Below are 21,460 nucleotides of genomic sequence, written 5' to 3' on the forward strand. Positions count from 1 at the left end.
CTCCGAAAGAGTACCGACTACCTACCTAGTTCAGTAGCTCGACGGCGTGTCACCTGTCCCGCCAAAGGGGGTTCCGCCGTCGGGGGCTGTTGGAATGAACTTGTCCGCGAGGGCTTCCGTGCCGCGCGCCAGGAGTGCGACATCCGCCCCGACCAGCACGAACTTCGCCCCGGCGTCCAGATACGCACGCGCTGTGGCTTCGTTGAAGGCGTTGACGCCGGCCGGTTTGCCCGCGGTCTTCGCCGCGGCGAGGCAGTGTTCGACGGCGGCGCGCACCTTGGGGTGTTCCTGCTCGCCGAGCAGGCCCATGGACGCGGCGAGGTCGGAGGGGCCGAGGAAGATGGCGTCGACGCCGTCGACCGCCAGGATCTCCTCCACGGCGGCGACGGCGGCCTCGGTTTCGATCTGGACCGTGACGCTGACCGTCTCCGAGGCCCGGGCGAGGTAGTCCGGGATGCGGTTCCAGCGCGAGGCGCGGGCCAGGGCCGATCCTACGCCCCGCACGCCGTGCGGCGGGTAGCGTACCGCAGCGACGGCGGCCTTGGCTTCCGCGGCGGAGTTGACCATGGGGATCAGCAGGTCCTGCACGCCCAGGTCCAGGTATTGCTTGAGGAGCACGGTGTCGTTGACCGGCGGTCGGACCACGGCCTGGACGGGGTAGCCGCGGACGGCCTGGAGCTGGGCGAGGATGGATTCGAGGCCGTTGGGGCTGTGTTCGGCGTCGATCAGGAGCCAGTCCAGACCCGCCCCGGCGCACAGTTCGGCGATCAGCGGGCTGCCGGAGCACACCCACATCCCGGCCAGGGGCCTGTCCGCGATGGCCAAGGCTTCGCGGAACGTGCGGTCTGGTTCTACTCGAACCGGCATGTGACAACTCCCAAGGGTCCGTAGTCGGCGTGGACGGTATCGCCTTTGTACACCCAGAGCGGTCGGGTGAAGGAGCCGGCGAGGATGATCTCCCCGGCTTTCAGCCCGTCACCGTGCGGGGCGATCTTGTTAACGAGCCAGTGCACGCCGTTCGCCGGGTGGTCCAGGACGCCGGCAGCGACGCCGGTCTCCTCCACGGTCTGGTTTTTGTACAGGATCGCCGATACCCAACGGAGGTCGACGGCGTCCGGGCGCACCGGGCGCCCGCCCACCACCATGGCTCCCATCGCCGCGTTGTCCGAAATGGTGTCCACGATGGTCCGGCCCTCCATCTCGATCCGGGAATCCAAGATCTCAAGGGCCGGAACCACGTAGTCGGTGGCGTTCAGGACGTCGAAGATCGTGCAACCGGGTCCGGAGAGATCCTTCTTGAGCACGAACGCCAGTTCCACCTCCACCCTTGGGTGGGTGTACTGGTCCCACGGCACGGAGCATCCGGTGTCCAGGACCATGTCATCGAAAATCGCGCCATAGTCCGGTTCGGTGATGCCCGTGGCAGCCTGCATGGCCTTGGACGTCAGCCCGATCTTGCGGCCCACGAGCGTGCGCCCGGCGTCCTCGTTGCGGCGGCGCCACAATTGCTGGACGGCGTAGGAATCCTCCACCGTCATCCCGGGGTAGCGGGCAGTCAGGCGTGGAACCGGGGTCCGGGACCGGCCTGCTTCCAGCAGTTCGTCCGCAATGGTTTCTATCGTCTTCGGGTCAAGCATCTCCACACTCCATTCGGCCATCCTGCGGTCAGCATACGTTGAGGGCTGCGGGCCTAGAGCTGCGAGCCGACCTTGAAACCCATCTTTTCTCCTGCGGGGCCGCCGTCGGGCTGGCGGGTGTAGGAGAAGCCGTCGGCGCCGACGGTGACGGCCATTTCGCTCTTTTCCTCGCGGATGATCACGGGCTGGGGGTTGCCGTCCAAGTCCAGGACGAGGGAGGCCTCGGTGTACCAGGACGGGACGACGGGGTTGCCCCACCAGTCGCGGCGCTGGTTGTCGTGGACGTCCCAGGTGACGGTGGGGTTGTCCGGGTCCCCGGTGTAGTAGTCCTGGGTGTAGATCTCGATGCGGTGCCCGTCGGGGTCCAGGATGTACAGGTAGAACGCGTTGGAGACGCCGTGCCGGCCGGGGCCGCGTTCGATCCGGTCACTGATGCGCAGGGCGCCCATCTTGTCGCAGATCTGGATGATGTTGTGCTTCTCGTGGGTGGAGAAGGCGATGTGGTGCAGGCGGGGCCCGTTGCCGCCGGTCAGGGCGGTGTCGTGCACGGTCTGCTTGCGGTGCATCCACGCGGCGTACGTGACGCCGTCGGAGTCCTTGATGTCTTCCGAGACGCGGAAGCCGAGGTCCTCGAGGTATTTCCGGCCCCGGGGGACGTCGGGGGTGACCTGGTTGAAGTGGTCCAGGCGGACCAGTTCGCCGGCGGAGTAGAGGTCGTAGCGCTGGGTGAGGCGTTCGACGTGTTCGACGTCGTAGAAGAATTCGTAGGGGAAGCCCAGCGGGTCCTCGACGCGGACGGAGTCGCCGACGCCCTTGGTGAAGCCGTCCTTGCGGCGCTCCACCCGGCAGCCGAGCTCGCGGTAGTAGGCCTCGGCGGCGTCGACTTCGGCGGGGGACTTCACCCGGTACGCGAACGCCGCGGCCGCGGCGACCGGTCCCTTGCGCAGGACCAGGTTGTGGTGGATGAACTCCTCGAAGGAGCGCAGGTAGATGGTGTCCTCGTCTTCCTCGGTCACGTGCAGGCCGAGCAGGTCCACGTAGAACTCGCGGGACTTGGCGAGGTCGGTGACGACAAGTTCGAGGTAGGCGCAGCGGACGATATCCGGGGCCGGGACGGTGGGGGTGGGGACGAAGTTGGTCATGGGGTTCTCTCTTCTTTGAAAGGGGTGTCCGTGTTGAAAGTGCCACCCAACTGACTCGCAGTAAGTGTCGTTTTGGAGCCTCATAACGACAACAAGTGCGAGTTAGTTGGGCTGGGCGGGGCGGGTTGGGCTGCCCGGTGCTTAGGCGCCGAACTTGGGAGTATGAACAGCGCCGAGGGTGATGTGGACGGCTTGCTGGTCGGTGTAGAAATCGATGGAGCGGTAGCCGCCCTCGTGTCCCAGGCCGGAGGCTTTGACGCCGCCGAAGGGGGTGCGCAGGTCCCGGACGTTGTGGCTGTTCAGCCACACCATGCCGGCTTCGACGTTCTGCGCGAAGTTGTGGGCGCGGGTCAGGTTCTGGGTCCAGATGTAGGCCGCCAGACCGTATTTGGTGTTGTTCGCGAGGGCGAGGGCTTCGTCGTCGTTCTCGAACGGGGTGATCGCGACGACGGGACCGAAGATTTCCTCCTGGAAGATCCGCGCGTCGGGCGCGACGTCGGCGAACACCGTCGGTGCGATGTAGTTGCTGTTGTTGAGCCCTGCGGGCAAGTTTTCCGGGCGACCGCCGCCGGCGAGCAGCCGGCCTTCGGTCTTGCCGATTTCCACGTAGGAGGCGACTTTTTCGTAGTGCTCGGGGTGGACGAGGGCGCCGACCTGGGTCTTGGGGTCGTGCGGGTCGCCGACGACGATGTTCTTCGCGCGGGCGGCGTACTTTTCGCAGAACTCGTCATAGATGGCGCGCTCTACCAGGATCCGCGAGCCGGCGGTGCAGCGTTCTCCGTTGAGGGAGAAGACCCCGAACAGTGCCGAGTCGATCGCGGCGTCGAGGTCGGCGTCGGCGAACACGACGCACGGGGACTTCCCGCCGAGCTCCATGGACAGGCCCTTGAGGTTGGCTGCGGCGTTGCGGAAGATCGTCTGGCCGGTGGTGGTCTCCCCGGTGAAGGAGATCAGGGGAACGTCCGGGTGCTTGACCAACGCGTCGCCGGCTTCTTCGCCGAGGCCGTTGACCAGGTTGAACACGCCGTCGGGCAGGCCTGCGTCCTTGAAGATCTGTGCCCAGAGCGAGGCAGAGAGCGGGGTGAACTCGGCCGGCTTGAGCACCACGGTGTTGCCGGTGGCCAAGGCCGGGGCAAGCTTCCAGGACTCGAGCATGAACGGGGTGTTCCACGGCGTGATCAGGCCCGCGACGCCGATCGGCTTACGGTTCACGTAGTTGATCTGGGAGCCCGGGACCTTCATGGCGTCGTCGAACTGGGCCACGATCAGGTCCGCGAAGAAGCGGAAGTTCTCCGCCGCACGCAGCGCCTGGCCTTTGGCCTGGGTGATCGGCAGGCCGGTGTCGAAGGTTTCGAGCTCGGCGAGGCGTTCTTCCTGGGCTTCAACGGCGTCGGCGATCTTGTTCAGGACGCGGGCACGTTCGCGCGGCTTCATCTTCGGCCACGGGCCGTTCACGAACGCTTCGCGGGCGGCGGCGACGGCAAGGTCGATGTCTTCCTTCTGCCCGGCCGCGGCGGTGGCGTAGTTGGTGTTTGATACCGGGTCCAGTACGTCGAAGGTCTTCCCGCCCACCGAGTCAACGAACCGGCCGTTGATGAAGTGCTGGATGTGGGCCGGAAGGTCCTCCGGGACGTAATGGGAGGTGGTTTCTGGTGCAGTGAACGTCATTGTTTTCTCCTTTGCTATTGCAACGCGGGGTCACTTACGGCCCATGTTGAGCCGTCTAATGGGCGCTAAGTGACCCCGCGTTGCTTTGTGCGAGGTACGCGTCGAGGGTGGCGCTGCGGTGCCGGCGGGCGGCTTGTTCGATGGTGTCCGCGTCGGCGTTGCTTTCGATCAGCTGCAGCAGCGCCTCGTGCTCTTTCACGGATTCCTGTGCGCGGCCGGGGACGAAGCGGAACGTCGAGGCCCTGATCGAGGCGAGGCGGTTCCAGCCCCGGTGGACGAGGTCAAGGATGTGCGGATTGGGGCAGTGTTCGAAGAGCACGCTGTGGAAATCCTGGTTCAGCGCCGTGAAGCGGACCGGATCGAAATGCTCCAGGCAGTCGCGCATCTCCCCATTCACGGCACGGGCCCGGGCAATCGCCACGGAATCGATCAGCGGTGCGGACAACGCCGTCGCGGCTCCTTCGATGATGCTCAAAGTCTGCATCGTGTACAGGTACTCGGTCGGATCGATCCCCGAGACCGTGGCGCCGACGTTGCGCTCGAACTTCACGAGCCCTTCGGCCTCCAGGCGGCGGATCGCCTCCCGGACAGGGACCACGCTCACGCCCAGGTCCTCGGCGATCTTGGCCAGCACCAGCCGGTAACCCGGCGAATAGGTGCCTTCGACGATCCGCGCCTTGACGGCCGCATAGGCCTGCTCGGACTTGCTCCCGACGGCGGTTTCAGTCATCTTGGGCCCCTTCCCACTGTTCGTAGCGGGCACGCCACTGCGCGTTCATCGGGTATAAACCGTCCACGCTATTGCCCTGCTTGACCATCTCGAAGATGAAGGCCTCTTCCTTCTCCTGCTCGATGCACTCATCCACGAGCTCCCCCGCGATCGCCGGCGGAATCACCAGGATGCCGTCCGAGTCGGCCACGATGATGTCCCCGGGCTGGATAGTGGCCCCGCCGCAAGCGATGGTGATGTCCGTGTCCCACGGGATGTGGCGCCGGCCCAGCACGGCGGGGTGCGGGTTGGCGAAGTAGGTGGGCATGTCCAGTCCTGCCACCGCGGAGTAGTCCCGGACACCGCCGTCGGTGATGATGGCCGCGGCGCCGCGCATCTGGGCACGTAGTGCGAGGATGTCCCCGACCGTCCCGGTGCCCTTTTCGCCGCGGGCTTCCATGACCAGGATCTCGCCTTCGTTGACGGAGTCGATGGCCCGCTTCTGGGCGTTGAAGCCGCCGCCGTGGGTCGTGAAAAGGTCCTCGCGGTTGGGAACATAACGCAGCGTCCGGGCGAGCCCGACAACGCGGCGGTCCGGGCGCGTGGCCTGCAACCCGTCGATGCTCACGTTGTTCAGCCCGCGCTTGCGCAACTGGCTGGACAGGGTGGCCGTGGCGACACTTTCGAGCTTCTTCTTCAGCTCGGGGGTCAGGACAGGCACGACGACGGCGAGGCCCGCCGCTTCACGGGAACCGTATGCCTCCTCCCGCTGGGTGTCATCGGACTTGGGCCGGGCACCGAAGTCCGCGAACGGCGCCGTACCCTCCGTCACGGTGGTGGCCAGGCGGCCGCTGCTGAGCCCGCCGGCGGTCACTTCAACCTCGACGACGTCGCCGGGCTGGGCGACGGAGGCGCCGGCCGGGGTGCCGGTCAGGATGATGTCGCCGGTTTCGAGCGTGAGGAGCTGGGAAAGATCGGCAACGAGGCGCGCGAAGGGAAACAGCAGGTCCTCGGTGGTGTCCTCCTGGACGAGTTCGCCGTTGTGCCACGTGCGGATGCGCAGTCCCGAAGGGTCGACGTCGGCGGCCGGGATGAGCGCGGGGCCCACCGGGGTGAAGCCGTCGCCGCCCTTGGACCGGAGATTGGAGCCCTTGTCCGCGTAGCGCAGGTCATAGACGCCGAGGTCGTTGCTCGCCGTGACCCACCCGACGTGGTCCCAGGCGTCCTCGATGCGGACGCGGCGCGCAGCCTTGCCGATGACAAGCGCGATCTCGCCCTCATAGCCGAGGAGTTCACAGCCTGCCGGACGTTCTACTGTCGAGCCGCTGAGAGCAAGGGACGACGGTGGCTTCAGGAAGTATGACGGCTGCTCCGGCGTACGGCCGCGCTGGGCCGCCCGGCTGGGGTAGTTGATATGCACCGCGATGACCTTGCGGGCCGCGGCCAGGGTGTGGTCGGTGACCTGTTCCAAGTTTCACTCCTCATCGAGTACGAAATCGTATACGATAACTATGGCCCCGGAGCTTCGGGACGTCAACCCCTGTTTTTTAGGCGCACTCGACCTTGTAACCCCCGCCACGCCTGCCGTACAGTGTGAATCCAAACTCAAGGTTCAAATAAAGAATTCACAGTTCTATAATTGAACAACCACACGATGAAGTGAGGAAAGCCCATGCAGTTCCACCACCACGGTTATGTGTCCGGTGACCCCCGAGTCCAAGCGGCCGCCGGCGTCGGCATCGACAGGCCCGCCGAACTTCCCGACGAGGTCGACGTGCTCATCGTGGGCAGCGGACCGGCAGGCATGCTCGCCGCCGCGCAGTTGTCCCAGTTCCCGGGCGTCACAACCCGTATCGTGGAGCGCCGCCCCGGGCGGCTCGCGATCGGCCAGGCCGACGGGATCCAGGCCCGAAGCGTGGAGACCTTCCAGGCCTTCGGATTCGCCGAGCGGATCATTGCCGAGGCGTACCGGATCACCGAGATGGCGTTCTGGAAGCCGGACCCCGCGGACCCCTCGCGAATCATCCGGACCGCCCGCGCCCTCGACGATCCGACAGGAGACATCAGCGAATTCCCGCACCTCATCGTCAACCAGGCGCGCGTGCTCGACTACTTCGCCGAATTCATGGCGAACTCCCCTACCCGCATGACTCCCGACTACGGATACGAATTCCGCGGCCTCGAGGTCAGCGGTGAGGGCGACTACCCCGTCACGGTTACCCTTCTCCACACCGCCGGACCCAACGAAGGCCAGGAGCGCGTTGTCCGGGCCAAGTACGTCGTGGGGGCGGACGGCGCCCGGAGCAAGGTGCGGGAGTCGATCGGCTGCACGCTCGCCGGCGACCAGGCCAACCACGCGTGGGGCGTCATGGACGTCCTTGCCGTCACGGACTTCCCCGACATCCGCACGAAGTGCGCGATCCAGTCCGGCACCGGTGGCAGCATCCTGTTGATCCCGCGCGAAGGCGGTCATCTTTTCCGCATGTACGTCGACCTCGGCGAGGTGGACCGGAACGACAACCGCTCCGTGCGCAACACCACCATCGAGGAGATCATCGCCAAAGCCAACGACATCCTCCACCCCTACACGCTCGATGTGCGCAACGTCGCCTGGCACAGCGTGTACGAAGTGGGCCACCGCCTCACGGACAGGTTCGACGACGTCCTTCCGGAGGAGCGCGGCACCCGCACGCCACGCGTTTTCATTACGGGCGATGCCTGCCACACCCACAGCGCGAAGGCCGGCCAGGGCATGAACGTCTCCATGCAGGACGGGTTCAACCTGGCCTGGAAGCTCGGGCACGTACTCGAAGGCCGCAGCCCGGAGAGCTTGCTGTCCACATACTCCGCCGAGCGCCAAGTTGTTGCCAAGAACCTCATCGATTTCGACAAAGAGTGGTCCACGCTCATGGCGAAGAAGCCCGAGGAATTTGAGGATCCCACTGAGCTCGAGAACTTCTATGTGAGCACGGCAGAGTTCCCTGCCGGTTTCATGACCCATTACGCCCCCTCGCCGCTCATCGCCGAGCCCACGCACCAAGGCCTGGCCACGGGATTCACCATCGGCAAGCGCTTCAAGTCCGCGCCGGTAGTGCGCGTCTGCGACACCAACCCGGTGCAACTCGGTCACCAGGCCAAGGCGGACGGACGGTGGCGCATCTACGTCTTCGCGGACGCAAGCGAAGCTGCCGGGACGGCAAAAGTGGGAACCTCGCCGGTCGTCGACTTTGCCGAGTGGATCGCGAACTCGCCGGACTCGCCGCTGGCCGCAACGCCGTCGGGCGCCGACCGTGACGCATGGTTCGACGTGAAGGTGATCTACCAGCAGGAACACACGAGCGTCGACATCGGGGCGGTGCCGGAGGCATTCAAGCCGCAGGTGGGACCGTTCAAGCTCACGTACCTTGAGAACGTCTACGGCACCGATCCTTCGGCTGACATCTTCGAGCTGCGCGGCCTCGACCGCGGCGGCGTCGTGGTGGTGGTGCGGCCGGACCAGTACGTGGCGAACGTGTTGCCCTTGACCGCGACGGCGGAACTCGCCGCGTTCTTCGCGCCCCTCCTTCGATCGGGACGGACCGCGGCAGTGTGAGCTGTTGGCGTCCCGGCGTGCGGGACCAACGCAAGGGTTCATTCTGTCGGTGGCCCGTCGTAGGGTACCGGCATGGATATCATCATGGTTCCCGGATTCTGGTTGGACGCTTCTTCATGGTCGGAGGTCACCCCGCCGCTCGTTGCTGCAGGGCATACGGTCCACCCGCTCACGCTGCCTGGGCTGGAAGCTGTTGACGCCCCGAGGTCAGGGATCGGCCTCAGGGATCACATCGAAGCAGTAGTGGCGGCGGTCGACGCCGTTGGCAATCCCGTAGTACTGGTCGGCCACTCCGGCGGAGGTGCCATCATCCACGGAGCCGTCGACGCCCGCCCGGACCGCGTGGTCCGGGCGGTCTACGTAGATAGCGGCCCGCTCGGCGAGGGCGGTGTCATCAACGACGAACTGCCAGTCGAGGGCGATGCCGTGCCCTTGCCACCATGGGAGCTTTTCGAAAATGAGGATCTCGTGGACCTCAACGAGGAGCTGCGGGCCGCCTTCCGCGCACGGGCCATCCCGGAACCAAAGAACGTCACCACAGATAAGCAGCGCTTGCACGATGTTCGCCGTTACGACGTCCCCGCCACCATCATCGCGTGCGAGTTCCCGTCCAGCCTGCTCGGCGAATGGATCGAATCCGGCCACCCCTTCGTGGCCGAGCTCGCCCGCATCAACGACGTCGAATTCATGGATCTGCCCACCGGACACTGGCCCCAGTTCACCAAGCCGATAGAGCTCGGGAAAGCAATTCTTGCGGCGGTTGAGCGGAGGGGTTAGTCATTGCGCTGAATGTCTCGATGAGGGCTTTCGGTAGCTGTCCACTGTGGCCTCCAAAGCCTCGTCCCAGGGCGTTGCCGTAACACCCAGCATCTTCTGCGTCTCCGTGGAGTCGACCACGAATGGCATCCTGAATTGATAGCTTGAGGCTGAGATCTCGCGCATCATGGGAACGACTGCGCCGAGAGCGCTGAGAAACCATTGCGGGATCGAGGCGACCCGGCCATTCACGCCCCACCGCTCATTTACCCGCCGCACGATTTCCGTGCGCGGGACCGACGCACTCGGCACATGCCAGGCACGCCCCCAATCGCCCGTGTGGTCTGCAGCAGCGATCAGCGTCGCGGCGATATCGGGAAGGAAGCTCCAACTGTGCTCGAGTGCCGGGTCCCCAACGACGCGCGCCGTCTTCGAGGCCAAGAGCGGTTCGAAAAAACCACCGCCGAGGTGTGTCGACATCCCCGCAGCGCCAGGACCGAAGTAGTCGCTGGCCCGAACCTCCACGGCCCGGATTTCACCGCGTTCGTGTGCGGCGAGCACTTTCTCCCAACCCGCCTTGCGTACCAGGCCCTTTTTCTCGGTGGTGGCGAGCTGTGAGTGCTCGGTCATCGGGCCGGCCGGCTGCCCGTACGCATAGAGGTTACCCATGAGCACAAGCGCGGACCCGGAGTCACGGGCCGCAGTGATCACGGCGTCGAAGATCGGCGGCCAGTCGGCTACCCAGTTGGTGTAAGGCGGGTTTGTGCAAACGAAGATCGTGGCGGCTCCGCGCGCAGCCTTTGTCACCTCGGCCGGGTTGCTGGCGTCCAGCTTCACTGGACTCGCGCCAGGAACCGTAGTGCCGCTGCGCGTGCCGAGTGTTACCTCGTCTCCACGGGCGGAGAGCTGCCTCGCGAGCGTCCCGCCTACGAGTCCCGCGCCAAGGATGAGATGGTGTGCCACGATGGTTTCTCCTTAACTCTTCGGCGATGCTTTGCTGGTGGGGTCGCACTTAAACACGACGCAGCTCGTCACCCTTGACAAGATCCGAGGGTGGAATGAATGATACGAGCCTCACCAGCTTTGTCCCTACCGGTGGTCAGTAGCTGAATTGGTGTCCAACAATGTCGAAAGAGCGCATTGACTGTAATAGTGTGGGCGTGTTTTTCAGTCGGGTTGCTTGGGTTGCTCCTGAACTGGATGAGTGTGATCGGAACGCTGATCGTGCCACGTCCGCTGCACAGCAACCTTTCACGGGTGACCCATTTGGTCACTGCGAAAATCTTCTTTGCCATCACAAAACCCGTCACCTCGTACGAAGTGCGTGATCGAATCCTTGCCTGGCAGTCTCCGATGGCGCTCTTCGTCCGCCTCCTGGTTTGGGTGATCCTGTTCGACTTGTCGTTCAGCCTCCTACTCCTTCCCTTCGTCGACGGCGACTTCTGGCAAGCCTCAAGCGAAGCCGGCTCCGCGATGTTCACCCTCGGCTACGCTGCCCCGTCGAATGTCGGCAACACGGTGTTGGTTTACGTTGCCGCGTATACCGGATTGATCGTCATCGCTTTGCAGATCGGTTACTTGCCTACGCTCTATGCAGCCTTCAACAGGCGGGAAGCAGAGGTAACGCTCCTGGTTTCGAGGGCAGGCTCGCCCTCATGGGGGCCGGAGCTTCTGGTGCGCACGCGGTTTGGTATGGCCGCCCAAACCAGCACCAGCGAACTCAGCGAGCTCTACCGCACGTGGGAGCGGTGGGCCGCAGATGTGGCCGAATCACACAGCACCTACCTCACCTTGGTGTGGTTCCGCTCACCTTCGCCGCAATCCAACTGGCTCAACTCCCTCCTCAGCGTCATGGACGCGGCCGCGTTGCAGCTATCCCTGAGTCCGGGGTCTGCCCCGAGCACCCGCGCGCGGTTGGTCCTCCGGATGGGGTTCACCTGCCTGAATCAGGTGGCGCGGGCCATTCGTATCCCGGTCGATGAAGACCCCGATCCCGATTCCGAAATCGACGTGAAATTCGAAGACTTTCAAGCCGCCGTGGAGCTCATGCGGACAGTCGACTACCCCGTTGAGGTGACGGCCGAACAAGCGTGGCCTCATTTCAGGGGCTGGCGCGTCAACTACGAAAAGGTCGCATACGCCCTTGCCTACGCGATCGATGCCCCGCCATCAATGTGGAGTGGCCCACGGCGCTTCGCGTCCGAACCGATCATGCCGCACCGGCCGAAGAACCGCACTTCCAAGGACGTCAAGCCGGACGACCCGCAAATGATTGCCCAGAGGAAGACACGGTGACAGCAAGGTGCGAGGATGGCACAACAAATGACCATTGACCTGCACCGAAGAGGAGATGCATCATGCCCATGATCGACGTTTACGCCACGGCGGGGACCTTTGCAGACAAGCACAAGCTCGCCATTGATCTGGCGTCGACGGTGATGCGCGTGGAGCAGGTGCCGGACATCCCGATGTTCCGCAAGAACACTGCGGCATTCATCCACGAACTCCCCGAGGGGGATCTGTCGAATGTCGACGGCGACAGCAACTACGTTCGCGTCCAGGTGCTCACGAACGCGGGCGCATTGAACCGCGAAAAGCAGCTCGCTCTGGTCGAACAGCTCACCGCGCTCGTTGCGACGGCGGCCGCTGATCCGACACTTCCCGATCGAACCTGGGTCCTCCTCACGGAAGCCCCCGACGGCGGCTGGGGCCTCAAGGGCCACGCCAACACGAATGAGGAACTCATCGCGGCCGCGCGTGCACAGATCGCCTCCCTCCAAGGGCAGGCCCCGGAGGCCTGACTTCGGCAGCAACAGGGAAAGAAGGGCGCCAAGCGCCTCAGACCTTGGCTACTCGGCAAACACCTGCTTGGCGACTGCCATGGCGGACATCGCTTTCGGCCAGCCCGCGTAGAACGCCAGGTGCGTAATCGCCTCGCTCAATTCGGCCTCGCTCAGTCCGTTGGCCTTCGCAAGACGCAGGTGCCCGAAAAGCTGTTCGGTGCTGCCGCTCGTCACGAGACAGGCAACGGTAATGAGGCTCCGGTCCCGCTTGGCCAGTTCGGACCGTTCCCAGACGTCAGCGAAGAGAACGTCGTCGGTCAGGGAGGCAAGTTTGGGCGAGATGTCTCCGACGAGTTGTTGGGCACGGGATTGTTCAGTCACTGGGTTCTCCTTGTTAGTGGTTCATTCAGGGGAGCGAAGGGTCCGCCTTCAGCCTCCTCAGCGTCCTCCTGGGGTGCCCAGCTGTTGAGCAGCCGGAGGCCTTCCTCGGACCGGGAACCCGGTTCGGCGGCATAAATGAGGAGGGTGAGGCCCTCATCCGTGGTCAGTTGCATGGCCTCGTACGTGAGTTCCAAATCACCAACAACGGGATGCCGAAGGCGCTTGGTGCCGTTTCGGTGGACGAGGACTTCGTGTGAAGCCCAGAGCTGGCGGAAGGGTTCGCTGTGGGTCGCGAGTTCGCCGATGAGGTCGGTGAGGCCTTTGTCGTAGGGGTGCTTGCCGGCCTCGGCGCGAAGGGTTGCGACCATGCCGCGGGCCATTTCCGGCCAATCGGGATAGAAGTCTCCGGCGCGCGGGTCCAGGAATAGGAATCGAGCGGTGTTTCCCGGCCGTCGGGGATCGACGAAGATCGGCGCGTAGAGCGCCCGTCCCGGACGGTTGCCGGCAAGGAAATCGGCTTTGCCGTTTCTGACCCAGGCCGGTGCGGCGATCGAGTCGATTATGCGCTGCACAGCCGGACGTACGTGGTGCGCCGCAGGACGTGCGCGGCGGGCCCCGCTGCTGTTGGCTGTGTTGGCGAGATCGTAGAGGTGGGCGTGCTCAACCTCGCTCAGCTGGAGCGTGCGCGCGACTGCGTCGAGAATACTCTCAGAGACACCGGAGATGTTGCCGCGTTCCATGCGCACATAGTAGTCAACGCTCACGCCGGCGAGCATCGCCACTTCCTCCCGGCGAAGGCCCTTGACGCGCCGGCTACGTCCATAGACGGGAATCCCGGCTTGTTCCGGTGCAACCCGGGCGCGACGCGACGTCAGGAAGTCCTGCACCTCGGTCCTGTTGTCCATTTCATTACCTTAATTTCGACGACGGCGACGCACGGGTCCGCTGATTCAGGCCTGGCCGGCGGGGCGGAGCAGGATCTCGTTGATGGTCAGGCGCCGCGGGCGGCTGACGGCGAACGCGATGACTTCGGCGATGTCCTCTGCCGTTACAGTCACCTGGCTGTACAACGCCTCGGCGCCCTGCCGGGTCTGCTCGTGCGTGATGTGGCTCGGAAGCTCGGTGGCAACCGCCCCGGGTTCGATGACTGTGACCCGAACCCCGGGCTGAAGTTCCTGCCGGAGCGATTCGGACCAACCGTTCATTCCCCACTTCGTCGCGGCGTAGACGCCATTGCCAGGCCTGGCCGTCCTGCCGGCGACAGAAGAGATGTTGACCAAGTCCCCGCCACCATCGCGGAGCTGGTCCAAAAAGACCTCCGTCGTTGTGATCGCCCCGATCAGGTTGACTTCGATCATCTGGCGGTAGTCCTCCTGCTGATCCGAAGAGAACGGACCCAGCAGCATGATCCCCGCGTTGTTCACCAACACGTCGGTCCCGCCGAACTCTGCCTTGACCCGCTCCGCGGCGGCCACCAGGGAGCTGCGGTCGGTAACATCTGCCTCAATGGCAATAGCAGCGTCCCCGAGCTCATCAGCCAACGCCTGGATCCGGTCGGACCTCCGTGCGAGGAGGGCGACACGGTAACCGTCTGCGGCGAGGGACCGCGCCGTGGCGGCCCCGATTCCCGACGACGCCCCAGTAATGACGGCAACCCGTCCTTGTCCAGTACCCATGATGTGTCCCTCTTCCGTGAAAGCTTGCCTACTCGCTTTCAATCCTAGGAACGCACATCGGAATGAGGCAGGGTCCGCTATTACCTGTTTCCCGATGAACTCCGGGGTCCGGGATCAGAGCGGCGGATATCTTCTGAGGCCCACCACTCCGCCCGCGGCGATCAGGGTTCCACCGAAGGCCACCAGGATTCCAGCCACTGAGACGGTTGGAGCGACGGGATGGTCGCTCTGTGCGGTCGAGCCGGAGTCGACCCGGTCGGCGGCCACCGCCGAGGCTGAATTTTGCGTCGAGGGGCTCGGGCTGGACACGATCGGCGAAGGCCCTGCAGCGACGGTTGCGGCAGGTGGCGCCACCTGGGTGGGTGCCGGTACGGCCGTCACCGCCGGCGAGGGCGTCGAAACGCCACCCGGAGGAACTGCGACGCCGGGATCCGGCAGGGGTTGCGGTTGGACCGGTGGGCTGGCCGTGGCGGACGGCGTTGCTTTGCCCGTCGGCCGAGGAGACGGGGAGCTGCTGGGAGAGCACATGCCGACCACCCCTAGAAGCCCTTGCGAATCGCAGTTTGCGGCCCCTGCGGGCCCCGCCGGCGCAAGTACGATCAGGCACAACGCGAAAGGGAGCGCGACGAGGGCAACTGGAACCTTCCGGCGAGTCATGGCTTCGACTCTACCTACTCCGCGGCAACTTGGGAGGGAAGCGGCGTTGGCCTCAATCCCCGAGCTGCCCCAGAATCCGGGCCAGCTCGGCGCGATCCTCTGCGCTCAGCCGGGCAAAGTACTCGGAGGACTTGCCGCGCCGTTCGGCGCTGACCTTCGCGAAGAGCTGCTGCCCGGTTTGTGTTGCGGCGACAAGGGTGGCCCGCCGGTCTGTGGGGTCCGGATCACGACGGACGAGGCCTTTGACCTCCAGCTGATCCACCACTTCCGTGGCCGAACGCGGCGCAATGCGCAGCCGTTCCGCCAGGTCTTTCAGTCGCATCGGCTCCCCGGGCGCCGGGCGCATCAGTGTCATGAGCGCCCGCCACTGGTGCGGCGTCAGCTCCCAGGGCGAGAGCTGCTCGGCCCAGGTCCGGCGCAGCCCCCGGAAAGCGGCATGGAAGAGATCCCCGAGGTCGGCAGAATCAGGGGGCTGTGAGTGCATGCTGCCAGTCTAGCAATTTGACCAGTAACCACATAGTGAGGTAACCTCTGCATTAGTAGGCGCGATTCCCGCGCCCCGCTCGCCACTGGAGGTGGTGCTTATGACGGAGAACATCCTCACCCAAAATCCCCATCGACCGGGCGCTGGAGCCCGAAGTCCCGGCCGCGGCCCCGCCCGCCTCAATCCTGCCGACCGCACCCAGCTGAAACAGCATCCCGTGCGCCTCAAACGGATCGCGGGGCTGTTCACACCGCACAAAGTGACCATTGCCGCCGTCGTGCTTCTCATCAGCGCTTCCAGCATCATCGGCCTCGCGCAGCCGTTCCTGGTCCGCCACATCATAGACGTCGCGCTGCCCGGAAAGGATCTGCCGCTTCTCGCGTGGCTGGCCGCCGGACTGATCGCGGTGGCCGCCGCAACCGCACTCATTGGCGTGCTACAGACCTGGATGACCACGGGCATGGGCCAGAAGATCATGCATACCCTGCGCACGCGACTGTTCACCCACTTGCAGAAGCAATCGCTCGGATTCTTTACCCGGACCCGCAGCGGCGAGGTGCAGTCGCGGTTGAACAACGATATTTCCGGCCTGCAGCAAGTCATCACCTCCACCGCCACCGGTGTCGCGTCCAATCTGACCACGGCCATTGCCACCGCCATCGCCATGGTGGCCATTTCGCCAGGGCTCTCGCTCCTGTCCCTGATCGTGATCCCGCCGGCGGTCTGGTTCACCCGCCGCGTGGCCTTGCTCCGGCGCAACATCACGTCCACGCTGCAGAGTGAACTGGCCACCATGAACACCCAGGTCGAGGAAGGCCTGTCGGTCTCCGGCGTCCGGCTCTCCAAAACCCTCGGGACCACCAAGCGCGACGCCCGCCGTTACACGGAAAGCTCCAAACGGCTGATCGGCCTGGAGATGCGATCCCAGTTGGCCGGCCGCTGGCGGATGTCCACCATGGGCATCATCTTCTCGGCCATTCCGGCGCTGATCTACCTGGCCGCTGGATTGCCCGTCACCAGCGGAGGCATGACCATCGGCACGCTCGTGGCGTTCACCGCCCTGCAGTCCGCCATCTTCCGCCCCGTCATGAGCCTGCTGGACCTCGGCGTCCAATGGGTCACCGCGATGGCCCTGTTCAGCCGCATCTTTGAGTACCTGGACTTGGCTCCCGAGATCACTGCCCCGGTGCAGCCCGTTGCCCTGGACCCGGCCGCAATACGCGGCGAGGTCCGCTTCGAGGGTGTCAGTTTCGCGTACGACGGCGGCGCTGAAGTCCTGCACGGCATCGACCTTACGCTTCCGGCCGGCACCAGCACCGCAATCGTTGGACCCACGGGCTCCGGGAAATCGACCCTGGGCTCGCTGGTCCCGCGACTGCATGACGCCACCGCCGGGAGGATCACAGTTGACGGCGTGGACGTCCGCGACATCGCCCCGGAGGACCTGACGAAAATCGTTGGTGTCGTGTCACAGGAGACGTATTTGATTCACGACACCATCCGGGAAAACCTGCTGCTGGCGGCGCCCGGAGCGGACGATGCGGTGCTGTGGAACGCGCTGGCCTCCGCGCAGATCGCGGACCTGATCGCGAGCTTGCCCGACGGCCTGGACACCATGGTCGGCGCCCGCGGCCACCGGTTCTCCGGCGGAGAACAGCAGCGCCTGGCCATTGCCCGAACCATCCTGCGCAACCCCAAAGTGCTGGTCCTCGACGAGGCCACCTCCGCCCTGGACAACGCCACGGAGGCCCAGGTCCAGGCGGCGCTCGACCGCCTGGCGGTTGGCCGGACTACGCTGACCATCGCCCACAGGCTCTCGACGGTGGAGAAGGCCGATCAGCTGGCGGTCCTCTCTGGCGGAGCGGTCGTGGAGCTCGGAACGCCCGCCGAGCTTCGCAATGCCGGCGGCGCGTATGCGCGGCTCACCGAGGCCGGAGGGACGGTGGAGTTTGCCGGCTCCGCGGCCCGCCTCACGGCATGAAACGGTACCCGATCCCTACCTCGGTGATCAGGTGGCGCGGGTTCCCGGGCTCCCGTTCCAGTTTCCGGCGGAGCTGCGCCATGTACACACGCAGGTAATTGGCTTCCTTGGCGTAGGCCGGGCCCCAGACCTCGCTGAGGAGCTGCTGCTGGGTGATCAGCTTCTCGGGATTCCGCACGAAGAGATCCAGGATCCGCCACTCTGTCGGCGTCAGCCGGACGTCTTCGCCGTCGCGCGTCACGCGTCTCATGGCCAAATCCGCAGTGAATGATTCAGTGACCAGCACCGGCTGTTCTTCGCCCGGTTCCGACGTCCGCCGCAGGATCGCCCGGAGACGAGCCAGCAGCTCGTCGAGTCCGAAGGGCTTGGTGATGTAGTCGTCCGCGCCGGCGTCCAGGGCTTCAACCTTGTCGTCGGAGCCGTGCCGGGCGGAGAGGACCAGGATGGGCACGCTGCTCCACTCACGCAAGCGGGTGATGACCGTGGTTCCGTCGATGTCCGGCAAGCCCAGGTCGAGGATCAAGACGCCCACCGGGTGCTGGGCTGCAGAGCGCAAGGCCGATTCGCCGTCGGACGCTGTGGCCACAGTGTAACCGTGGGCTTGGAGAGTGATCCGCAGGGCCTTGACGATATGGGGATCGTCGTCGACTACCAGGACGTTGCTCATCTCGCCTCCCCGGAGGCGCTATCCGGACTGCCCGACGGCGGCACGTGCCGGCGCTGCAAAAGCACCGATTGCGCTTCCATGGGAGCTTGCGCTTCCTCGTGCGGGAACGCGACCCCTGTGGACAGCGGAAGCCGAATGACCATGGTCAGGCCACCGCCCGGAGTCGCTTCCGCGGTGAGCGTTCCTCCCATCGCTTCCGTGAATCCCTTCGCTACTGCGAGCCCCAAGCCAACTCCGGTGGTGGAAGGGACGTCGTTGAGCCGCTGGAATGGCTGGAACATCCTGACCACGCTTTCGGCGGGAACGCCTTGGCCGTGGTCGATGATGCGCAGTTCCCCCGACGGCCTCCCGTCCAGGGTGGACGAGCTGAAGCCACCAGCGGCTCCCACTAACACAACATCGGAATCCGGAGCGTACTTGATGGCGTTCTCCACGATGTTTGCAATGACGCGTTCCAGCATGCCGGAGTCGGCGTCGATCTCCGGCATGTTTCCCGGCAGATCAACGCGCACCCGTCCCGGCGGTATGCCATGGAGCGCAGTTGGTATCACCTCGTACCAGCGCACCGGGCGAATGAGGGCGTTCACTGAGTCCGAGGTGATGCGGGACATGTCCAGAAGGTTACCCACGAGGACGTCGAGCCTGTCCGAGCATTCCTCGATGGTTGCCAGCAGTTCCTGTTCCTCCTCGGGTGTGTAATGGACGTTGCTTTGCCGCAAGCCGCCCACGGCCAACTTGATCCCGGCCAACGGAGTCCGCAAATCGTGGGAGACGGCGCGCAGGATGGAGGTGCGCATGGTGTTGCTCTCGGCCAAGCGCATGACCTCCCGTCGGCTGGCTGCCAGTTGTCGCCGCTCGAGCTGGGCGGAAAGGTGCGCGCCGAAGGCGCTGAGCAACCGGCGGTCGCTGGCCGGCAGGATGCGGCCGGACAGGACCAGCCGGGTTCCGGCGTCGATCTGTTCGGTGTTTTCGCCGCCGTCGGGCGGTAGTGGTGCGGCCTCTCCCGCTTTGGCGACGAGGCGCCAGCCGCCGGTCGCCGCGCCAGCCGGGCCCCCCGCCCTGAACAACGCGGCACCGCGCATCTGGAACACGTCCAGCGCTTGCTTCAAGAGTCCCTCGACAGTGTCCTCGGCGCTCGATGCCCCCCGCGTGAGGTCACCCAGGGTGGTGGCCTCTGCACGGGCACGGGCGGCCTCCTTGGAACGCCTGGCCGATACGTCCACGACGGCGGCTACTGCGGCTGAAACACCCACGAAGACGAGCAACGCGAGGATGTTCTCGGGGTCGCTGATGGTCAGGGTTCCCACGGGCGGTATCGAGAAGAAGTTCACCAACAGGCTGCTCCACAGGGCACCGAGCAGGGCAGGCCACAACCCGCCGACCAGCGCCACGGCAACCGAGCCCGTGAGCTGGAGGAGCACGGCCGTCGCAATGCTGTGCGAAGGGCTCGCGGCCAGCAGGAGCTGCAAAAGAACCGGAAGGACCACCGCCATGGCAAATCCGACGATCACCCTGGTGCGGCCAAGGTCCCGCTGCCGCCGACGGTCGACGCCCCGGCCACCCAGCGGATGCGAAACCATGTGCACGTCAATATCGCCGGAGTCACGGACCACCCGGTTGCCGATCCCCCGGCCGGTCAGCCGGGCGACAAGGCTCCGTCGTCGGGAAATCCCGACGACGATCTGCGTCGCGTTCACGCTGCGGGCGAAGTCCAGCAAGGCCTTTGCCGGATCCTCCCCCGCCACCGTGTGGTAACTGCCGCCCAAATCCCGGACCAAAAGGCGCTGGGATTCCAACGCCTGCGGAGATTCCGACGCCACGCCATCGGCCGCGCGGACATGCACCGCGAGCAAGTCGCCGCCGTTGACGCGCTTGAGGATCCGGGCGGCGCGGCGGACGAGGACTTCTCCTTCAGGGCCGCCTGTGAGGCCGACGACTATGCGTTCGCGGGCTGGCCAGCTCGCCTCGATCCCCTGTTCCAAACGGTACTTCGCGAGCCCTTCGTCCACGCGATCGGCCAGCCACAGCAAGGCCAGTTCCCGTAATGCCGTCAGGTTGCCCATCCGGAAATAGTTGGAAAGGGCTGCGTCGATCTTGTCCGCCGAGTAGATTTTGCCGTCGCCCAGCCGTTGCCGCAGCAGCTCGGGGGAGATGTCCACAAGGTGTATTTGATCGGCACGCCGCACGACGTCGTCGGGCACTGTCTCCGCCTGCCGGACGTCGGTGATGGCACTTACGACGTCACCGAGGGATGCCAGATGCTGCACGTTGACGGTGGAGAGGACGTTGATACCGGCGTCGAGCAGTTCCTCGACGTCCTGCCAACGCTTGGGATTTCGGCTTCCTGGGATATTCGAGTGGGCGTATTCATCGACGACGGCGGTGCGCGGCTTACGTACCAGGACCGCGTCGACGTCCATCTCTTCAAAGCTGGTATCCCGGTACGCGATGCTGTGCGGTGGAATGACTTCCAATCCATCCATCAAGGCCCGGGTGTCGCTGCGCCCATGATCCATGGCGAAGGCCACCACTACATCTTCACCGCGCCCGCGGAGCCGGTGGGCCTCTTCAAGCATGGCGTAGGTCTTCCCTACTCCCGGGGCTGCCCCGAGGAAAATGCGCAGCGTTGCCCGTGCCATGTGGTCATTCTTTCACTTGTTGAACGCGGCGGTTCCCCGCGCTGAGCAGGCCACGCTCGCTTGCCCGGTTTCCGTCACTTGGCGGCCGCTGCGGCTACGTCCAGGTTCAACTGCGTAACATTGACGGACGACTGCGCCAGGAAGGCCTCGAGTCCCGTGACCGTGCGGCGGTCCACCATGGCCTGCACCGTCTCAGGACTCAGCCCGTGCGCCTTGGCCACCCTCGGCACCTGGAGCCGAGCGTAGGCCACCGAGATCTGGGGGTCCAGCCCGGAGCCACTCGCGGTCACGGCATCGGTGGGGACGTCGGACTCCTTGACCCCCTCTGCGGCGGCCACGGCGGCACGGTTGGCTTTGATGGCGTCGAGCAGTTTGGGATCGTTAGGTCCAAGGTTGCTGGCGGTTGACGCCCCCGGGTCCCACTTGGCCGCCGAAGGGCGGGCGTGGAACCACAGCGGGCTCTGGGTGCCGGCGTCGTTGGCGGAAACTTGCGCAATCAGCGCCGAGGCGGCCGGGTTTCCAGCCGAGTCTTTCACGATGGAGCCGTTGGCCTGGAACGGCGCAACGGCCTGCCCGATGCCGAAAATCGCCAGTGGGTAAATCAATCCGAGGACAACGGTGGCGAGGAGCAGGAACCGCAGGGCCGTTCCTGCTTGCCGAAGATAGCCGGGAAGGGTGTTCATGGTGG

20 protein-coding genes are annotated in these 21,460 nt (G+C 65.2%); 5 read left to right on the forward strand and 15 right to left on the reverse strand.

Annotation, left to right across the window (positions count from 1 at the left end; genetic code table 11):
• Window positions 1-30 precede the first annotated feature (30 nt).
• The 6 genes from ACSKT0_RS23150 to ACSKT0_RS23175 form a co-directional block, all read right to left on the reverse strand.
• Window positions 31-867, reverse strand: coding sequence for an HpcH/HpaI aldolase family protein (locus ACSKT0_RS23150; RefSeq protein WP_437771813.1), 837 nt, complete (start codon window positions 865-867; stop codon window positions 31-33).
• On the reverse strand, window positions 852-1,637 hold the full coding sequence (gene hpaH, locus ACSKT0_RS23155; RefSeq protein ID WP_437771814.1) for a 2-oxo-hept-4-ene-1,7-dioate hydratase: 786 nt from the start codon (window positions 1,635-1,637) through the stop codon (window positions 852-854). The genes ACSKT0_RS23150 and hpaH overlap by 16 nt, the downstream gene beginning before the upstream one ends.
• A 53-nt stretch (window positions 1,638-1,690) precedes the next feature.
• A complete protein-coding gene (hpaD, locus tag ACSKT0_RS23160; RefSeq protein WP_437771815.1) occupies window positions 1,691-2,779 on the reverse strand; it encodes a 3,4-dihydroxyphenylacetate 2,3-dioxygenase in 1,089 nt (362 codons plus the stop codon).
• A 141-nt stretch (window positions 2,780-2,920) separates the two neighbouring features.
• A complete protein-coding gene (gene hpaE, locus ACSKT0_RS23165) occupies window positions 2,921-4,447 on the reverse strand; it encodes a 5-carboxymethyl-2-hydroxymuconate semialdehyde dehydrogenase (protein ID WP_437771816.1) in 1,527 nt (508 codons plus the stop codon).
• A gap of 55 nt (window positions 4,448-4,502) precedes the next feature.
• The gene (locus ACSKT0_RS23170; RefSeq protein ID WP_437771817.1) at window positions 4,503-5,177 is read right to left on the reverse strand and encodes a GntR family transcriptional regulator; all 675 of its coding nucleotides are present in this window, start codon (window positions 5,175-5,177) and stop codon (window positions 4,503-4,505) included.
• Window positions 5,170-6,627: a fumarylacetoacetate hydrolase family protein gene (locus ACSKT0_RS23175; RefSeq protein WP_437771818.1), complete on the reverse strand. Its 1,458-nt coding sequence runs from the start codon at window positions 6,625-6,627 to the stop codon at window positions 5,170-5,172. Before ACSKT0_RS23175 ends, ACSKT0_RS23170 begins: the two co-directional genes overlap by 8 nt.
• A 201-nt stretch (window positions 6,628-6,828) precedes the next feature.
• On the opposite strand from ACSKT0_RS23175, the gene ACSKT0_RS23180 reads away from it, so the two are divergent.
• A complete protein-coding gene (locus tag ACSKT0_RS23180) occupies window positions 6,829-8,748 on the forward strand; it encodes an FAD-binding monooxygenase (RefSeq protein WP_437771819.1) in 1,920 nt (639 codons plus the stop codon).
• Between the two features lie 72 nt (window positions 8,749-8,820).
• Window positions 8,821-9,525, forward strand: a complete 705-nt coding sequence (locus ACSKT0_RS23185; protein ID WP_437771820.1) for an alpha/beta fold hydrolase — start codon at window positions 8,821-8,823, stop codon at window positions 9,523-9,525.
• Here ACSKT0_RS23185 and ACSKT0_RS23190 read toward each other — a convergent pair whose 3' ends face one another.
• Window positions 9,526-10,467 (reverse strand): NAD-dependent epimerase/dehydratase family protein, encoded by a 942-nt coding sequence (locus ACSKT0_RS23190; RefSeq protein ID WP_437771821.1) that lies wholly within the window; start codon window positions 10,465-10,467, stop codon window positions 9,526-9,528.
• Window positions 10,468-10,704: 237 nt separating this feature from the next.
• Between ACSKT0_RS23190 and ACSKT0_RS23195 the strand changes: the two genes are divergently transcribed.
• Both ACSKT0_RS23195 and ACSKT0_RS23200 read left to right on the forward strand, forming a co-directional pair.
• Window positions 10,705-11,799: a hypothetical protein gene (locus ACSKT0_RS23195; protein ID WP_437771822.1), complete on the forward strand. Its 1,095-nt coding sequence runs from the start codon at window positions 10,705-10,707 to the stop codon at window positions 11,797-11,799.
• Window positions 11,800-11,861: 62 nt separating this feature from the next.
• Window positions 11,862-12,305 (forward strand): hypothetical protein, encoded by a 444-nt coding sequence (locus tag ACSKT0_RS23200; RefSeq protein WP_437771823.1) that lies wholly within the window; start codon window positions 11,862-11,864, stop codon window positions 12,303-12,305.
• A 48-nt stretch (window positions 12,306-12,353) separates the two neighbouring features.
• Here the strand turns inward: ACSKT0_RS23200 and ACSKT0_RS23205 are convergent, their stop codons facing one another.
• From ACSKT0_RS23205 to ACSKT0_RS23225, 5 genes are all read right to left on the reverse strand, one after another.
• A complete protein-coding gene (locus ACSKT0_RS23205; RefSeq protein ID WP_345448124.1) occupies window positions 12,354-12,668 on the reverse strand; it encodes a carboxymuconolactone decarboxylase family protein in 315 nt (104 codons plus the stop codon).
• Window positions 12,665-13,573, reverse strand: coding sequence for a helix-turn-helix transcriptional regulator (locus ACSKT0_RS23210; RefSeq protein WP_437771824.1), 909 nt, complete (start codon window positions 13,571-13,573; stop codon window positions 12,665-12,667). Before ACSKT0_RS23210 ends, ACSKT0_RS23205 begins: the two co-directional genes overlap by 4 nt.
• 45 nt (window positions 13,574-13,618) lie before the next feature.
• The gene (locus ACSKT0_RS23215; protein ID WP_437771825.1) at window positions 13,619-14,344 is read right to left on the reverse strand and encodes an SDR family oxidoreductase; all 726 of its coding nucleotides are present in this window, start codon (window positions 14,342-14,344) and stop codon (window positions 13,619-13,621) included.
• Window positions 14,345-14,458: 114 nt separating this feature from the next.
• The gene (locus ACSKT0_RS23220; protein ID WP_437771826.1) at window positions 14,459-15,001 is read right to left on the reverse strand and encodes a hypothetical protein; all 543 of its coding nucleotides are present in this window, start codon (window positions 14,999-15,001) and stop codon (window positions 14,459-14,461) included.
• 52 nt (window positions 15,002-15,053) lie between these two features.
• Window positions 15,054-15,485, reverse strand: coding sequence for a MarR family winged helix-turn-helix transcriptional regulator (locus tag ACSKT0_RS23225; RefSeq protein ID WP_437771827.1), 432 nt, complete (start codon window positions 15,483-15,485; stop codon window positions 15,054-15,056).
• A gap of 100 nt (window positions 15,486-15,585) precedes the next feature.
• Here ACSKT0_RS23225 and ACSKT0_RS23230 point away from each other — a divergent pair, with 100 nt between their 5' ends.
• Window positions 15,586-17,466 carry an ABC transporter ATP-binding protein gene (locus tag ACSKT0_RS23230; RefSeq protein WP_437771828.1) on the forward strand — a complete coding sequence of 627 codons (1,881 nt, stop codon included), beginning with the start codon at window positions 15,586-15,588 and terminating at the stop codon, window positions 17,464-17,466.
• On the opposite strand, the gene ACSKT0_RS23235 is transcribed toward ACSKT0_RS23230, so the two are convergent.
• The 3 genes from ACSKT0_RS23235 to kdpC form a co-directional block, all read right to left on the reverse strand.
• The gene (locus tag ACSKT0_RS23235) at window positions 17,456-18,133 is read right to left on the reverse strand and encodes a response regulator (protein ID WP_437771829.1); all 678 of its coding nucleotides are present in this window, start codon (window positions 18,131-18,133) and stop codon (window positions 17,456-17,458) included. The genes ACSKT0_RS23230 and ACSKT0_RS23235 overlap by 11 nt on opposite strands.
• Window positions 18,130-20,772, reverse strand: a complete 2,643-nt coding sequence (locus ACSKT0_RS23240; RefSeq protein WP_437771830.1) for an ATP-binding protein — start codon at window positions 20,770-20,772, stop codon at window positions 18,130-18,132. The genes ACSKT0_RS23235 and ACSKT0_RS23240 overlap by 4 nt, the downstream gene beginning before the upstream one ends.
• 74 nt (window positions 20,773-20,846) lie before the next feature.
• The gene (gene kdpC, locus ACSKT0_RS23245; protein WP_437771831.1) at window positions 20,847-21,455 is read right to left on the reverse strand and encodes a K(+)-transporting ATPase subunit C; all 609 of its coding nucleotides are present in this window, start codon (window positions 21,453-21,455) and stop codon (window positions 20,847-20,849) included.
• Window positions 21,456-21,460: the final 5 nt, after the last annotated feature.

This window comes from Arthrobacter sp. KNU40 (assembly GCF_051515115.1).
Classification (GTDB): Bacteria; Actinomycetota; Actinomycetes; order Actinomycetales; family Micrococcaceae; genus Arthrobacter.

Bases quoted from the DNA above. Each gene is read 5' to 3' on its own strand.
- ACSKT0_RS23150 (WP_437771813.1), bottom strand. From the start codon at position 867: ATGCCGGTTCGAGTAGAACCAGACCGCACGTTCCGCGAAGCCTTGGCC.
- hpaH (WP_437771814.1), bottom strand. From the start codon at position 1,637: ATGCTTGACCCGAAGACGATAGAAACCATTGCGGACGAACTGCTGGAA.
- hpaD (WP_437771815.1), bottom strand. From the start codon at position 2,779: ATGACCAACTTCGTCCCCACCCCCACCGTCCCGGCCCCGGATATCGTC.
- hpaE (WP_437771816.1), bottom strand. From the start codon at position 4,447: ATGACGTTCACTGCACCAGAAACCACCTCCCATTACGTCCCGGAGGAC.
- ACSKT0_RS23170 (WP_437771817.1), bottom strand. From the start codon at position 5,177: ATGACTGAAACCGCCGTCGGGAGCAAGTCCGAGCAGGCCTATGCGGCC.
- ACSKT0_RS23180 (WP_437771819.1), top strand. From the start codon at position 6,829: ATGCAGTTCCACCACCACGGTTATGTGTCCGGTGACCCCCGAGTCCAA.
- ACSKT0_RS23185 (WP_437771820.1), top strand. From the start codon at position 8,821: ATGGATATCATCATGGTTCCCGGATTCTGGTTGGACGCTTCTTCATGG.
- ACSKT0_RS23195 (WP_437771822.1), top strand. From the start codon at position 10,705: ATGAGTGTGATCGGAACGCTGATCGTGCCACGTCCGCTGCACAGCAAC.
- ACSKT0_RS23200 (WP_437771823.1), top strand. From the start codon at position 11,862: ATGCCCATGATCGACGTTTACGCCACGGCGGGGACCTTTGCAGACAAG.
- ACSKT0_RS23210 (WP_437771824.1), bottom strand. From the start codon at position 13,573: ATGGACAACAGGACCGAGGTGCAGGACTTCCTGACGTCGCGTCGCGCC.
- ACSKT0_RS23215 (WP_437771825.1), bottom strand. From the start codon at position 14,344: ATGGGTACTGGACAAGGACGGGTTGCCGTCATTACTGGGGCGTCGTCG.
- ACSKT0_RS23220 (WP_437771826.1), bottom strand. From the start codon at position 15,001: ATGACTCGCCGGAAGGTTCCAGTTGCCCTCGTCGCGCTCCCTTTCGCG.
- ACSKT0_RS23225 (WP_437771827.1), bottom strand. From the start codon at position 15,485: ATGCACTCACAGCCCCCTGATTCTGCCGACCTCGGGGATCTCTTCCAT.
- ACSKT0_RS23230 (WP_437771828.1), top strand. From the start codon at position 15,586: ATGACGGAGAACATCCTCACCCAAAATCCCCATCGACCGGGCGCTGGA.
- ACSKT0_RS23235 (WP_437771829.1), bottom strand. From the start codon at position 18,133: ATGAGCAACGTCCTGGTAGTCGACGACGATCCCCATATCGTCAAGGCC.
- ACSKT0_RS23240 (WP_437771830.1), bottom strand. From the start codon at position 20,772: ATGGCACGGGCAACGCTGCGCATTTTCCTCGGGGCAGCCCCGGGAGTA.
- kdpC (WP_437771831.1), bottom strand. From the start codon at position 21,455: ATGAACACCCTTCCCGGCTATCTTCGGCAAGCAGGAACGGCCCTGCGG.